Source organism: Chelativorans sp. Marseille-P2723, from assembly GCF_902809845.1.
Classification (GTDB): domain Bacteria; phylum Pseudomonadota; class Alphaproteobacteria; order Rhizobiales; family Rhizobiaceae; genus Chelativorans.
Genome location: NZ_CADDWI010000013.1, coordinates 613,666 through 627,811, shown reverse-complemented (window position 1 = coordinate 627,811; position 14,146 = coordinate 613,666). Strand labels below are relative to the sequence as shown.

General features: G+C 60.6%; 13 protein-coding genes. 9 read left to right on the top strand and 4 right to left on the bottom strand.

Translation table 11 applies throughout. The features are described 5' to 3' along the window. The first annotated feature begins 18 nt into the window (after positions 1-18). The 9 genes from HUS57_RS14380 (at position 19) to HUS57_RS14340 (ending at position 9,091) form a co-directional block, all read left to right on the top strand. Positions 19-435 carry a DUF2852 domain-containing protein gene (locus tag HUS57_RS14380; protein WP_173934585.1) on the top strand — a complete coding sequence of 139 codons (417 nt, stop codon included), beginning with the start codon at positions 19-21 and terminating at the stop codon, positions 433-435. Positions 436-546: 111 nt separating this feature from the next. Beyond that, positions 547-1,302, top strand: a complete 756-nt coding sequence (locus tag HUS57_RS14375) for a M48 family metallopeptidase (RefSeq protein WP_173934584.1) — start codon at positions 547-549, stop codon at positions 1,300-1,302. A 63-nt stretch (positions 1,303-1,365) separates the two neighbouring features. Continuing rightward, the gene (locus HUS57_RS14370) at positions 1,366-2,040 is read left to right on the top strand and encodes a phosphoribosylanthranilate isomerase (RefSeq protein ID WP_173934583.1); all 675 of its coding nucleotides are present in this window, start codon (positions 1,366-1,368) and stop codon (positions 2,038-2,040) included. Beyond that, the gene (gene trpB, locus HUS57_RS14365; RefSeq protein ID WP_173934582.1) at positions 2,037-3,257 is read left to right on the top strand and encodes a tryptophan synthase subunit beta; all 1,221 of its coding nucleotides are present in this window, start codon (positions 2,037-2,039) and stop codon (positions 3,255-3,257) included. Before HUS57_RS14370 ends, trpB begins: the two co-directional genes overlap by 4 nt. Further along, positions 3,257-3,583, top strand: coding sequence for a divalent-cation tolerance protein CutA (gene cutA, locus HUS57_RS14360; protein WP_173934581.1), 327 nt, complete (start codon positions 3,257-3,259; stop codon positions 3,581-3,583). Before trpB ends, cutA begins: the two co-directional genes overlap by 1 nt. Then, positions 3,580-4,425: a tryptophan synthase subunit alpha gene (gene trpA / locus HUS57_RS14355; protein WP_173934580.1), complete on the top strand. Its 846-nt coding sequence runs from the start codon at positions 3,580-3,582 to the stop codon at positions 4,423-4,425. The genes cutA and trpA overlap by 4 nt, the downstream gene beginning before the upstream one ends. 54 nt (positions 4,426-4,479) lie before the next feature. Beyond that, the gene (gene accD, locus HUS57_RS14350; protein WP_173934579.1) at positions 4,480-5,418 is read left to right on the top strand and encodes an acetyl-CoA carboxylase, carboxyltransferase subunit beta; all 939 of its coding nucleotides are present in this window, start codon (positions 4,480-4,482) and stop codon (positions 5,416-5,418) included. Between the two features lie 20 nt (positions 5,419-5,438). Next, positions 5,439-6,770 (top strand): folylpolyglutamate synthase/dihydrofolate synthase family protein, encoded by a 1,332-nt coding sequence (locus HUS57_RS14345; protein WP_173935207.1) that lies wholly within the window; start codon positions 5,439-5,441, stop codon positions 6,768-6,770. A 140-nt stretch (positions 6,771-6,910) separates the two neighbouring features. Further along, positions 6,911-9,091 (top strand): EAL domain-containing protein, encoded by a 2,181-nt coding sequence (locus HUS57_RS14340; RefSeq protein WP_173934578.1) that lies wholly within the window; start codon positions 6,911-6,913, stop codon positions 9,089-9,091. Between the two features lie 21 nt (positions 9,092-9,112). Here HUS57_RS14340 and HUS57_RS14335 read toward each other — a convergent pair whose 3' ends face one another. The 4 genes from HUS57_RS14335 to HUS57_RS14320 form a co-directional block, all read right to left on the bottom strand. Beyond that, entirely contained in the window at positions 9,113-10,066 is a 954-nt protein-coding gene (locus HUS57_RS14335) for a glyoxylate/hydroxypyruvate reductase A (protein ID WP_173934577.1), read from the bottom strand. A gap of 28 nt (positions 10,067-10,094) precedes the next feature. Next, entirely contained in the window at positions 10,095-11,723 is a 1,629-nt protein-coding gene (locus tag HUS57_RS14330) for an ABC transporter ATP-binding protein (RefSeq protein ID WP_173934576.1), read from the bottom strand. A gap of 84 nt (positions 11,724-11,807) precedes the next feature. Further along, complete coding sequence (locus HUS57_RS14325) at positions 11,808-12,959, bottom strand: ABC transporter permease (protein ID WP_173934575.1); 1,152 nt, start codon at positions 12,957-12,959, stop codon at positions 11,808-11,810. Beyond that, a complete protein-coding gene (locus HUS57_RS14320; protein ID WP_173934574.1) occupies positions 12,959-14,053 on the bottom strand; it encodes a microcin C ABC transporter permease YejB in 1,095 nt (364 codons plus the stop codon). The genes HUS57_RS14325 and HUS57_RS14320 overlap by 1 nt, the downstream gene beginning before the upstream one ends. Positions 14,054-14,146 lie beyond the last annotated feature (93 nt).

Below are 14,146 nucleotides of genomic sequence, written 5' to 3'. Positions count from 1 at the left end.
GAAAAGGAACTGGTGACGATGACCCAATCTGCATTGATCCGCCCGGCCTGGACACCGGCGACGATCGCTCTGATGGTGATCGGCTTCATGGTTTTCTGGCCGCTTGGCCTTGCCATGCTTGCCTATATTCTTTGGGGTGACCGTCTCGGCAGCTTCAAGCACGAGGTGAACCGTGCAACGGATGGCATGTTTGCCAATTGCCGCCGGGCTGGCCGCGCCCATTTGCGCACCGGCAATATCGCCTTCGACGAATGGCGGGAGAAGGAGCTTCAGCGTCTGGCCGAAGAGCGCCGCAAACTCGACGTCATGCGTGACGAGTTTGACGAGTATGTGCGCGAATTGCGCCGTGCCAAGGATCAGGAGGAGTTCGACCGCTTCATGCGGGAGCGAGACAATCGCACCCCTACCAACGAAGTGACGGAAGCGCAGAAGTAGCCGCGGAGCACTCCGCTTGCTTCTTGAACGGCGCCGCCTTCTGGCGCCGTTTTTACATAGGCGAGGCAGGCGCTATCCCTGTGTCATCTCGAATCGTCTAGTCTTATCGACATGCTGCGCCGTCTGCTCAACAAAGCGCCCTCCAAAGCCGGACACGTCGAGCGTCTCCATTGCGTAGCCGGGCGCGAGCTGCCGCTGAGGGTGGTTGAGAATGATCGCGCCCGTCGCTTGACGCTGCGCATTGCACCGGGTGGCGTTGGTCTTCGGCTCACCGTGCCGCCGGGAGTTCCGCCCAGCGAGGTGGACCGTTTTCTGGAGCGTCACCGCGGCTGGCTTGAAGAGAGGCTGAAGGAGCTTCCCGCCGAAGCGCTTGTGCGCCCTGGGGCCAGGATACCGATACGCGGCATTCCGCATCTTATCGTACATGAGCAGGGCGCCCGCGGCACCGCCAGAGCTGCCACCGGCGAGGACGGTCAGCCGTTGCTTATTGTTAATGGCGAGCGGCAGCACCTGCCTCGGCGTGTCAAAGATTTCCTCAAGCGCGAAGCCCGCCGGGACATCGAGGCACTGGTCGCCAAGCATACGATGAAGGTCGGCAGGCCTGCCCGTGCCATCCGCTACCGGGACACAACGAGCCGCTGGGGCTCCTGCACCAGCGACGGCGTGCTCTCCTTCTCATGGCGCATCATGATGGCGCCTCCGGCAGTCATCGACTATCTGGTGGCACACGAGGTAGCCCATCTGAGGGAGATGAATCACGGTCCGCGCTTCTGGAAGTTATGCGAGGAACTCTGCCCCGACACTTCCCGCTGTAAGGCATGGCTGAAGGCCAATGGAACAGCATTGCAGGCAATCAGGTTCGAATAGGCTATGGCGCGAGCGCCTTATATATCCTCGACTTCCTCAGCGTTTCATGCCACTTCCACCGCCATGAAACTCGATATCAAGATCTGCGGGCTGAAGACCGACGAGGCCATCGCCGCCGCCCTTGATGGCGGGGCGAGCCATATCGGTTTTATCTTCTTCGAGAAGAGCCCCCGTCACGTGACGCCGGACGAGGCCGGCCGCCTCCGCCGCAACGCTATCAGCAAAGCCACAGCCGTCGCGGTCACCGTCGATGCCGCAGACCCCATGCTCGACCGCATTGTCGAGACGATGCAGCCCGACCTGCTGCAATTCCACGGGCAGGAAAGCCCTGCGCGCGTAGCGGAAGCGAAGGCGCGCTATGGCCTTCCGGTGATGAAGGCGCTTTCCATCCGCGAAGCGGAGGACCTTGCAAGACTTGACGAATATCGGGGCGTGGCCGACCGCTTCCTGCTCGACGCCAAGCCGCCCGCAGGGGCGCTGCTTCCCGGAGGCAATGGGGTTCCTTTCGACTGGTCCTTGCTTGCAGCCCTTGACGCGGATGTGGATTACATGCTTTCCGGCGGTCTTGACGCGGGCAATATCGCCACGGCGCTGCGGCTTGCGCAGCCACGTGGCATCGATATCTCCTCGGGCGTCGAAAGCGGGCCGGGCAGGAAGGACCCGGATATGATCAGGGCCTTCTTTGCCGCTGTGCGCGCAGCGCGTTCAGCTGTCCGAGACAACGGAGAGACTCCATGAGTGATACGGTATCAGCGAACACGTTCCGGAGCGGTCCGGACGAGGCGGGGATGTTCGGAATTTTCGGGGGACGTTTCGTCGCCGAAACGCTGATGCCGCTGATCCTCAACCTTGAAACGCACTGGAATGCGGCGAAGGCTGATCCTGCTTTCCGGGAGGAAGTGAGGCAGCTTGGCGCGCACTATGTGGGGCGGCCGTCGCCACTCTATTTTGCAGAGCGGCTGACGGAGCATCTCGGCGGCGCAAAAATCTACTTCAAGCGCGAAGAGCTGAACCACACCGGCTCGCACAAGATCAACAACTGCGTAGGGCAAATCCTGCTTGCAAGGCGCATGGGCAAGGAGCGTATCATCGCCGAGACCGGGGCCGGCCAGCATGGCGTTGCGACAGCCACGGTCGCTGCCCGGTTTGGCATGCGCTGCGTCATCTATATGGGCGCGACCGATGTTGAGCGGCAGCAGCCAAACGTCTTCCGCATGCGCCTCCTGGGCGCGGAGGTGCACCCTGTAAGCTCGGGCAACGGCACGCTCAAGGACGCCATGAACGAGGCGCTGCGCGATTGGGTGACGAATGTCGAGGAAACCTATTATCTGATCGGCACCGTAGCTGGACCTCACCCCTATCCGGAACTGGTGCGCGAGCTTCAGTCGGTGATCGGCCAGGAAGCGAAAGAACAGATCCTGAAGGCAGAAGGCCGCTTGCCGGATATGCTGGTGGCTGCCGTGGGCGGCGGCTCGAACGCGATGGGCCTTTTCCATCCGTTTCTCGACGACAGGCAGGTGGCGATTGTCGGCGTCGAGGCGGGCGGCAAGGGGCTTGAGGGCGATGAGCATTGCGCATCGATGTCGGCGGGCAGGGCCGGCGTCCTGCACGGCAACCGCACCTATCTGCTGCAGGATGCAGATGGGCAAATCAAGGAAGGGCATTCGATCTCGGCCGGACTCGACTATCCCGGTATCGGACCCGAGCATGCCTGGCTCAAGGACAGTGGCCGGGTGGAGTATGTGGCGATCCGTGACGACGAGGCGCTGGAAGCTTTCCAGCTTCTCACAAGGCTTGAAGGCATTATCCCGGCGCTGGAACCCTCCCATGCCATAGCCGAGGTGATCAAGCGCGCGCCGAAGATGAGCCGCGACCAGATCATCCTCGTCAATCTTTCCGGCCGTGGCGACAAGGACATCTACTCCGTGGCCGGGTATCTTGGGATGGAGATCTGATGGCACGTTTCATCGAAATCGCGGTGACCTGCCCCGACCGGAACACGGCTGACAGAATCGCCGCTGAAATGATCAGCGAAAGACTTGCGGCCTGCGCAAATATTTCCGGCCCGATAACCAGCCGGTACCACTGGCAGGGGGCGGTGGAAACAGCCGAAGAGGTAACTCTCCTGCTCAAGACCCGTACGGAGCATTTCCAGGCGGTGTGCGACGCGGTGCGCGCGCTTCACCCCTATGAGGTGCCCGCGATCGTGGCGGCGGAGATAAGCCATGTCGATCGGGCCTATGCGGATTGGCTGCGCAAGGAGACGAGGGAGCCCGCATGACCACGACCCGTATCGACAGGCTGTTTGCCCGGCTCAGGGACGAGAACCGCCCGGCACTTGTCACCTATTTCATGGGCGGTGATCCTGACTACGAAACCTCGCTCTCGATCATGAAGGCGCTGCCCGGCGCCGGCGCCGATATCATTGAGCTCGGCATGCCTTTCTCCGACCCGATGGCCGATGGCCCGTCTATCCAGGCCGCAGGTCTCAGGTCGTTAAAGGCCGGTCAGACGCTTGCGCGCACACTGCAGATGGCGGAAAGCTTCCGCAAGGAAGACAATACCACGCCCATCGTAATGATGGGGTATTACAACCCAATATATATCTATGGCGTGCAACGTTTCCTCGCCGATGCAAAGGCGGCTGGTATCGATGGGCTGATCGTCGTCGACCTGCCTCCGGAGATGGATGCGGAGTTGTGTATCCCGGCGCTGGAGGCGGGCATCAACTTCATCAGGCTGGCCACCCCTACGACCGATGACGCGCGCCTGCAAAAGGTGCTGAAGAACACATCCGGCTTCGTCTATTATGTGTCAATGACCGGCATCACCGGCTCGGCGCTGCCCGACACAAGCAAGGTGGCCGAGGCAGTCGCCCGCATCAAGGCACATACGGACCTGCCGGTCTGCGTCGGCTTTGGAGTAAAGTCGGCCGAGCAGGCGCGGGCCATCGCCGCCGCCGCGGATGGAGTGGTGGTCGGCACCGCTCTCGTCAATACCATCGCCGCAACCTTCGGTGCCGATGGCGAGCCGGGGGGCGATGCCGTGCAGGCCGCAAAGCAATTCGTGCAGGGCCTGGCACAAGGTGTGCGCCAAGCGCGCGTTTCTGCCGCTGCCGAATAAGCGACAATTTCTGCCGCTATTCTGGCGCGGAGGATTTTTGAAAGGGTCTGATTCATGAACTGGATCACCAATTACGTCCGGCCGAAGATCAATTCCATGCTCGGTCGCCGCGAGATGCCGGAGAATCTCTGGATCAAATGTCCGGAAACCGGCGCGATGGTCTTCCACAAGGATCTGGAGGAGAACCAGTGGGTTATTCCATCATCCGGCTATCATATGAAAATTGCGGCGAAGGACAGGCTGAAGTTCTTTTTCGACGACGGCCAATACGAGACGCTTGAGAACACCAAGGTTGTGCTGGATCCGCTGAAGTTCCGCGACGAACGACGGTACACGGACCGGCTGCGCGATGCCAAGGCGAAGACCGGTCTTGACGATGCCATCCTCAACGCCATCGGCCGGATCGAAGGAATGGAGATCCTAGCCACGGTGCAGGATTTCGCCTTCATGGGCGGCTCTCTGGGAATGGCGGCAGGCGAAGCGATCATCAAGGGCTTTGAAACGGCCATCGAGCGGCGGCTTCCGGTGGTCCTATTCGCAGCTTCCGGTGGGGCGCGCATGCAGGAAGGCATCCTGTCGCTGATGCAGCTTCCGCGCACCATTGTCGCCGTCGACCGGCTGAAGGAGGCCGGGCTGCCCTATATTGTCGTCCTCACCAATCCGACAACCGGAGGCGTGACGGCGTCCTATGCCATGCTGGGCGACGTGCATATCGCAGAGCCCGGGGCGCTGATTGGCTTTGCGGGGCCGCGTGTCATCGAACAGACCATTCGCGAGAAGTTGCCCGAAGGGTTCCAGCGAGCCGAATACCTGAAGGAGCACGGCATGGTCGACATGGTGGTCTCGCGGCTGGAACTGAAAGCGACAATTGCCCGCCTGCTGAAGATCCTGATGAAGGTGCCGGAAACCGCACCTGAACAAGAGGAAGCATTTTCCGAGGAAATACCCGCGTCAGCCGAGCCGGCGGGGATCGCCGAGCCCGCGCAGGCATAAGCCTTACCGGAGAGCTCGCCATAACCGTTCTGTCTACCGCCGAACGCGCCATCGAGCGGCTGATGTCGCTCCACCCCAAGGGATTCGATCTTTCCCTTGATCGGATCAAGCGGCTGCTTGAGCGCCTTGGCAATCCGCATCTGAAGATGCCGCCGGTCATCCACATTGCCGGCACGAACGGCAAGGGCTCCGCCGCCGCCTTCACGCGCGCACTGCTAGAGGCATCCGGGAAGGCCGTCCATGTCCATACCTCCCCCCACCTTGTGCGCTGGCACGAGCGCTACAGGATGGCGGCAAGGGGCGGTGGGCGGCTGGTCGAGGATGCCGTTCTTGCCGCAGCGGTCGAACGTGCTGCCGAAGCCAATGAGGGTCAGCAGATCACCGTTTTCGAGATACTGACAGCCGTCATGTTCCTGCTCTTCTCGGAGCATCCGGCGGATGCGGCCATCGTGGAGGTGGGCCTTGGCGGGCGCTTTGACGCGACCAATGTACTCCCTTGCCCGGCGGTAAGCCTGATCATGCCGATTTCTCTCGACCATGAGGCTTATCTCGGTGATCGCGTGGAACTGATCGCCGCAGAGAAGGCGGGCATCATAAAAGCCGGAGCGCCGGTGATAGTGGGGCAGCAGGAGTGGGAGGCGGGGCGCGATGTGCTCGTGGACACGGCAATCCGGCTCGGCTCCCCCATTAAGGTCTATGGCGAGGATTTCATCGCAATGGAGGAAAACGGCCGTCTCGTCTACCAGGATGAGGACGGCCTTCTGGACCTGCCGCTCCCGCGCCTTTTTGGGCGACACCAGATTGCCAATGCTGCCGCCGCGATCGCTGCGGTAAAGGCAGCCGGCTTCCCCGTTAACGACAGCGCGGCGGAAGCGGCCATGATGCAGGTGAACTGGCCAGGCCGCATGCAGAGCCTGCCTGACGGGCACCTGGTAGCTCTTGCGCCCGAAGGAGCGGAGATCTGGGTGGACGGTGGCCATAATCCCGCCGCAGGCGCGGCCGTCGCCGAAGCGCTTGCTGAAGCTGAGGAGAAGCACCCACGACCCCTCTTCCTCATTTCCGGCATGCTCAACACGAAGGACCAAACTGGCTATTTCCGCGCTTTTGAGGGGATAGCAAGGCATGTTTACACCGTTCCCGTTAAAAATAGCGATGCCGGGGTGCCAAATGTTGAGCTCGCCGCGCGTGCGCTCGAAGCCGGACTTTCCGCCGAGCCGGTCCATTCCGTCTCCAATGCCTTGCAGCTCCTTGCCACTACCTGGAGCGAGGATGTTCCGCCGCGGATCCTGATCGGCGGCTCGCTCTACCTGGTGGGTGAGGTTCTTGCAGAGAACGGAACCATTCCAGATTAACGCGGGCCTTCAGTAGGTCATAAATATCTGCCTGTCCCACCGGTGCGCGAAAGACGGGACGCAGCCATCCAGGAAATTATTTGCTTAAATTGTCAAAGGAGATCAGTTAAAACGCGCGCATATTTTTAAGGTATTTCTTTATGCGCTGTTTTTCCTCCCGTACTCTTACGTCACGGATAACATTTGCCATTGGCCTGCTCTCCGCGCTTGCGGTTGCGCTTTTTGCGGGCTTCGTCCTCTTTGCCGCACTGAAGGTGGATGAAGCGGCGCTCGCCAAGGAAAAGTTCCTCGTCCGGCATGGCCTTATGCGGCTGCTTACCGACATTCCTCACCAGCAAGAGAATTTCAGTGTATGGGACGAGGCCGTCCTTCATGCGGCCTCGGGCGATGTAACATGGCTTGCTGAAAACTTCAGAAGCTGGATGCAGCGCTTTTTCGGTTACGACCGCATCTATGTGTGCGATTCGGAAGGGAACCTGTTTTTTGCGGCTATCGGCGGAAAAGTGATCACGCCGGCACGCTTTACCGACGATCGGCAGGCGGCCGAAGAGATTATCTCAAGGCTGCGGGAGCGGCTAGCCAGGCGCGGCCTTGCCAACCGGTTGGATATCGCTGCAAGCGACGTCTACGAGATTGCCGCCCGGCCTGCAATCGTCAGTGCCAAGCCCATTCTTTCCCACACCGACAACGTTGCCGTACCCGAAAATTCAGAGGCGGTTTTTGTGGCGGTGAAATTCATCGATCCGGCCACCATGGAGGAAATCGCCCATCAACCCCTCGTGACTGATATAGAATATGTGTCGGCACGGCATGGCCAGCCACCGTCTGCCAGTGTACGCATAGCTTCCCGAGATGGCCGGACGATCGGATATTTCGCGTGGACACCAGACCGGCCGGGCTTGCGCCTTGTAAGGCAGGTTGCGCCCTGGGCGGGGCTGGCGCTTGCCATTACCCTCGGGGTCGGCTTTCATCTGGCGCGCAATCTTCGCCGCGCCTCAAGAGAGCTGCATGTAAGCGAGGTCCGCGCTCGCCACCTGGCTTTTCACGATGCTCTGACCGGCCTGCCGAATCGCGTTCTTTTCGAGAACCATCTGGACCGTGAATTGCGTGCCGTGGAAGGTGGGGAGGGTCAGGCCGCACTGCTCTTCCTCGATCTCGACCGCTTCAAGACGGTGAACGACACACTCGGCCACCGTGCCGGCGATCAGTTGATGTTTCAGGCGGCTGCACGCCTGAAAGAGACAGTTGGCCAGAACGGCATTATTGCCCGCATGGGCGGTGACGAATTTGCCGTGTTGATCAAGGATCAATACGCCGAGGAAGCTGCCAAAAGCCTTTCGGATCGCCTCCTTGCCGTTTTCAATCAGCCCTTCCAACTCGAAGACGATGTTGTGCATGTGGGGCTTAGCCTAGGCATTGCGGTCGCGCCGGAAGCGGGAATCCGGCGCGGGGAGCTTCTGCGCAAAGCCGACATTGCTCTTTACGAGGCAAAGAAGCGGCGCGGACATTGGCAGCTCTTTTCGGAGAGCATGGATCACATTGTGCGGCGACGCCGCATCGTGGAGTCGGACCTGCGCATGGCGCTGGCAAGCGAAAACGGGCTTCGTCTTGCATATCAGCCGCTTCACGCCATCGACGGCAGCCTTGCGGGAGCGGAAGCCCTGCTGCGCTGGGAGCACCCTGCCCACAATGGCATTTCCCCCGCCTTCCTCATTACCATCGCGGAAGAATGCGGATTGATCATGCAGATCGGCGATTGGGTGCTCCGGGAGGCGTGTCGCATGGCCGGCAGGCTTCCTGTGCCATGGATTGCGGTTAACGTATCGCCGGTGCAGCTACGTGATCGCGATTTCGCCCGCCGCTGCCTCCGAATCATGGCCGCAGAAGGAACCTCGCCGGATCGTATCCGTATGGAGATCACCGAAGCAGTCATCATCGATAACCCCGAACTGGCGACCGCAACTCTGCAAATCCTCAGATCGGCGGGCGTGCGCATCGCCCTCGATGATTTCGGGACGGGCTACTCCTCCATGTGCTACCTGCAAAATTTTCCGCTCGACCGGCTGAAGATCGACCGCGTTTTTGTCCGCGCACTCAGCGAGGGCGCAGAAGAAGGGCGCGCGATTGTGGCTGCGATGGTAGCCATGGCACATGCATTGAAGCTTGGCGTTACCGCCGAAGGCGTCGAGACAGCCGAGCAGCGGAGGATGCTGGAGCGGATGGGCTGCCAGGAAATGCAGGGTTTCTTGTTCTCACAGCCGCTCGACGCCGCAGCCTTTGCCGATCGATACTTCCCGCAGGTAGCGCTCCGCCGGGCCTGACATGAATGGATACCGCCCCAATTAGTATCCGGCGTCCCGGTCAACCACGTTGCGCAGCGGCTCGCCGCGCTCAAAGTCCTCCATCTGCGCCAGTATCTCAGGCCCGAGCTGGTCTGGCTGGGACGTTGCCGAAATATGGGGGGTGATGAAAATGCGCGGATGCGTCCACAGCCGGCTTTCAGGGTCAAGCGGCTCCTGCTCGAAAACATCGAGGCTGGCTTCCTTCAATATGTTCTCGTCAAGCGCTTGCAGTATATCAGCTTCCCTTTGCAGCCCCCCGCGCCCTGCATTGATGAGGCAGGGGCCGCCTAGATGCCCGTTCTGTCTCAGCCGTTCCAGCAGCGAAAAATCAATGATGCCTCGGGTAGCGCGCGTCAGCGGCAGCAGCACTACGAGGATGTCGGTGGCGGCAAGGAAGGGGGTAAGCCCCTCATCTCCATGGTAACACGTCACACCGTCAATGCTCTTTTCGCGGCGGCTCCAGCCATTGACGGCGAACCCGAGCGAAAGCATTGCACCGGCCGCGGCGGAGCCGAGCGCGCCAAGTCCCATTATGCCGACCGACGTCTCGCCTGCTACAGGCTGCGGCGTGCTGCGCCAGAGCTTCTGCTGCTGGTGCGTTCGGTAGAACAACCCTTGACGGTGATGGTCGAGCACGCGCCAGACCACATATTCCACCATGCGCTGTGTCAGGTCCTGCGAGACCACCCGCACTACTGGAACGTCAGGGAGATCCGGGTCCGCCAACACATGATCGACGCCCGCCCCGATGGAGAAAATTGCCTTCAGATTAGGCAGGCGCTTCAGCAGACCGCGCGGCTGCTTCCAGACCACCGCATATTCGATGCTGGGGTCTTCCGGCCCGTCCAGCTCCAGCACAACGGCTCTCCGGGCGGACAGGATGTTGTACCAGCGCGTCGGGTCGAATCCCGTGATGGAAAGAAGGACGCGGCCATTTCCCGCCGTACAGGTCATGTTGTCCACCAGGGCGTCTGAGTTTGTGTCATTCGCTGACCGCGCCCGAGGGCGCCGCCTCGATATCGAAGGCAGCGGCTATGAGGGCACGCGTATAATCGGTTTTTGGCGTGTGAAAGATCTGCTCGGTGGGCCCGGCTTCCACTACCTTGCCCCCGCGCATCACAATTACCTCATTGGCAAGCGCCCTCACGACCTTAAGATCGTGACTGATGAAGAGATAGGCGAGATCATGCCGCGCCTGCAGGTCGCGCAAAAGGTCGACCACCTGAGCCTGCACGCTCATATCGAGCGCGGAGGTCGGCTCGTCCAGCATGACGAAGCGGGGTTTGAGCACCATTGCCCTTGCAATGGCAATCCTCTGGCGCTGACCGCCGGAAAACTCGTGCGGATAGCGAAAGCGGGCCTCAGCGTCCAAGCCCACCTCCTGAAGCACACCAACCACCATCGCATCACGGTCCGCCGCCGAAAGTTTGGGTTCGTGGATCTTCAAACCTTCTTCAATGATATCGGCCACTGACATGCGGGGGCTCAAGCTTCCATAAGGGTCCTGGAAGACAATCTGCATCTGTCTTCTCAAGGGGCGCATTTGCCGGAAGGAGCGGTTGTCAATCCGGTCCTGGCGGAAGCGGATTTCGCCCTGGGAGGAGATCATGCGCGATAGCGCCAGCCCCAGCGTCGTCTTGCCGGAACCGGATTCGCCCACGACGCCGAGCGTCTGCCCCGCGCGCACGATAACATCCACACCATCGACCGCTTTCACGTGGTCCACGGTCCGCCGGAACAGCCCCTTCTTGATGGGGAACCAGACCTTGATGCTGTCGCCTTCCATCACCTTTTCGGCGGAGATGTCCGCCGCAGGCGGATCGCCCTTCGGCTCGGCGGCAAGCAGATGCCGGGTATATTCGTGCTGGGGGTTGGAGAAGATTTCCGCCGTCGGCCCGGTTTCGACAATCTTGCCCCCCGTCATCACGCACACCCGGTCAGCCACCTTGCGGACGATGCCCAGATCATGGGTGATGAAGAGCATGGAAAGATTCCGCTCGCGCTTCAGGTCTGCGAGAAGGGCAAGGATCTGCGCCTGTACGGTCACGTCGAGCGCGGTCGTCGGCTCATCGGCGATGAGAAGCTTTGGTTCGTTAGCCAAGGCCATGGCAATCATGACGCGCTGGCGCTGCCCGCCGGAAAGCTGATGCGGGAACGCATCGAGCCGCTTTTCCGGCTCGACGATTCCCACCTGGTGGAGAAGTTCCAGCGTGCGCGCACGGGCAGCCTTGCCGCTCATGCCGCGATGAATCTCCAGTATTTCGCTGATCTGCTTCTCGACCGTGTGCAGCGGATTGAGCGAAGTCATTGGCTCTTGAAAGATCATGGTGATGTCGTTGCCGCGCACCTTTCGCAAGCCCGTCTTGTCAGCCGACAGCAAATCACGTCCCTCAAAGAGAATCTCACCGGAAGGGTGGCTTGCTGCCGGGTAGGGAAGGAGCTTCAGCACCGATAACGCAGTGACGGATTTCCCCGAGCCCGATTCGCCAACCAGAGCGACCGTTTCCCCGGAATTGATGTGGAAGGAAATCCGGTCGACGGCGAGTACCTCCTGCCCGCCCTGTGCAAAGGCGACGGAAAGATCGCGTATGGAAAGGAGAGGCGCGTTCAAGGCAATGGACCCACTGCAAGGTTCCCGACGAAAACGCTCCGCCAGCGCAAAAGCGACGGGGAAAGCTTCATCTCGTGCACCCCCTCATCGGAATGTCTTCCTCGGATCAAAGGCATCACGCACGGCCTCACCGACGAATATGAGCAGCGACAGCATGATGGAAAGGCTGAAGAAGCCGGTGATACCGAGCCAAGGGGCGTTGAGATTCCGCTGGCCCTGGCGGAGGAGTTCGCCGAGCGAGGGAGAGCCGGGCGGCAATCCGAAGCCAAGGAAATCGAGCGATGTAAGCGTAGTGATCGAGCCGTTGAGGATGAAGGGCAGGAATGTCAGTGTAGCCACCATCGCGTTTGGCAGCAAATGCCGGAACATAATGGTGCGGTCGGCCACGCCGAGCGCGCGCGCTGCGGCCACATACTCGAAATTGCGGGCGCGCAGGAACTCCGCGCGCACCACGCCCACGAACGCCACCCATGAGAAAAGCAGCATGATGCCGAGCAGGATCCAGAAGCCTGGCGGCAGCACGGCGGCGATGATGAGAATAAGATAAAGGACCGGGATCGAAGACCAGATCTCTATGAAACGCTGGAAGATGAGATCAGTCCAGCCACCGAAATAACCCTGGACGGCGCCGGCGGAGACACCGATTACCGCCGAAAGCCCGGTGAGGACCAGCCCGAAAAGAACCGAAATGCGAAACCCGTAAATGACGCGGGAGAGCACATCGCGTGCCTGGTCGTCTGTGCCAAGCCAGTTCCAGTTGCCTATGGTGCAATTGGGATCGTCAGCCCCCAATGGATAGCGCTGACACCGCTCCTCCTTCGAATAGAGCCAGGAAGGCTTGGCGGGTGCTGCCTCAGGGATCTCGCTGTTGACGGTGCGATAGGAATAACGGACGGGCGGCCAGATCATCCAGCCATTGGCCTCGATCTCCTCCTGGATGAAGGGGTCGCGATAATCCGTTATGGCGAGGAAGCCGCCAAACTTCTCTTCCGGATAGTGGACGAGGACCGGGAAGAGGATCTCGCCCTTGTAGGACGCGACGATCGGTTTGTCGTTGGCGATGAACTCGGCGAAAAGCGTGAGCACGAAAAGGATCAGGAAGATCCACAGCGACCAGTAGCCCCTGCGGTTCGACTTGAAGTTCTGCCAGCGGCGCTGGTTGATCGGCGAGAGCCATGGCCGGGTCGCGCGTGTGCGAACCTTCTCCACTTCCGTCTTGGACAGGATGTCGGACATCAAACATCCCTCCGCTCGAAGTCGATGCGCGGGTCGATGAGCGTATAGGTTATGTCAGAGATGAGGCTCACGATGAGGCCCAGCAGAGAAAAAATGTAGAGCGTGGCGAAAACGACCGGATAATCGCGGTCGACCACAGAGCGGAAGCCCAGCAGTCCCAATCCGTCGAGGGAAAAGATGCTCTCGATGAGCAGCGAGCCGGTGAAGAAGGATGAGATGAAGGCTCCGGGAAAACCGGCAATGATGATGAGCATGGCGTTGCGGAAGACGTGGCCATAGAGCACCTGACGCTCTGTCAGGCCCTTGGCAGTGGCTGTCGTGACGTATTGCTTGCGGATCTCATCCAGGAAGGAGTTCTTCGTCAGCAGTGTCGTCGTGGCGAAGGCCGAGAGGACGAGCGAAGTGAGCGGCAATGTCAGGTGCCAGAAATAGTCAAGGATCCGTGCCGGCCATGAAAGTTCGTGCCAGTTGTCGGATGTAAGGCCGCGCAGCGGGAACCAGTCGAAGAAGGAGCCGCCCGCGAACAGGACCATCAGCAGGATGGCAAAGAGGAAACTGGGGATGGCGTAGGCGATGATGACGATGCCGCTCGTCCAGACGTCGAAGGGTGAACCGTCCTTCACCGCCTTACGGATGCCGAGCGGTATGGAAATGCCATATGAGATGAGAGTGATCCAGATGCCGAGCGAGATCGACACCGGCATCTTCTCCAGGATGAGGTCTACCACGGAGATGTCGCGGAAATAGCTCTCGCCGAAGTCGAAGCGGATATAGTCCCAAAGCATCTTCGCAAAGCGTTCATGCGCCGGTTTGTCAAAGCCGAACTGGCGCTCAAGCTGGGCAATAAATTCCGGATCGAGCCCCTGGGCGCCACGATAGCGCGCATTGCCGCCGCCAGCCTCGAAGCCCTGGCTGAAATCGTTGCCGCCGCCGCCGATTCGGGCATCGGCGCCGCCGCCTTGCCCGGTGACCTGGGCAATGACCTGCTCCACCGGCCCCCCCGGCGCAAACTGGACGACGATGAAGGAAATGAGCATGATTCCGAACAGGGTCGGGATCATCAGCAGCAGGCGTCGAAGGATGTATGCGCCCATCAGCAGGCGCCCTGGCAAGATTTGCGGAAAATGAGTGCCGGACGGTGGGTCATGCGCGGCGCGCGATCATGGCTGGTGCTCATGCAGGTCGGA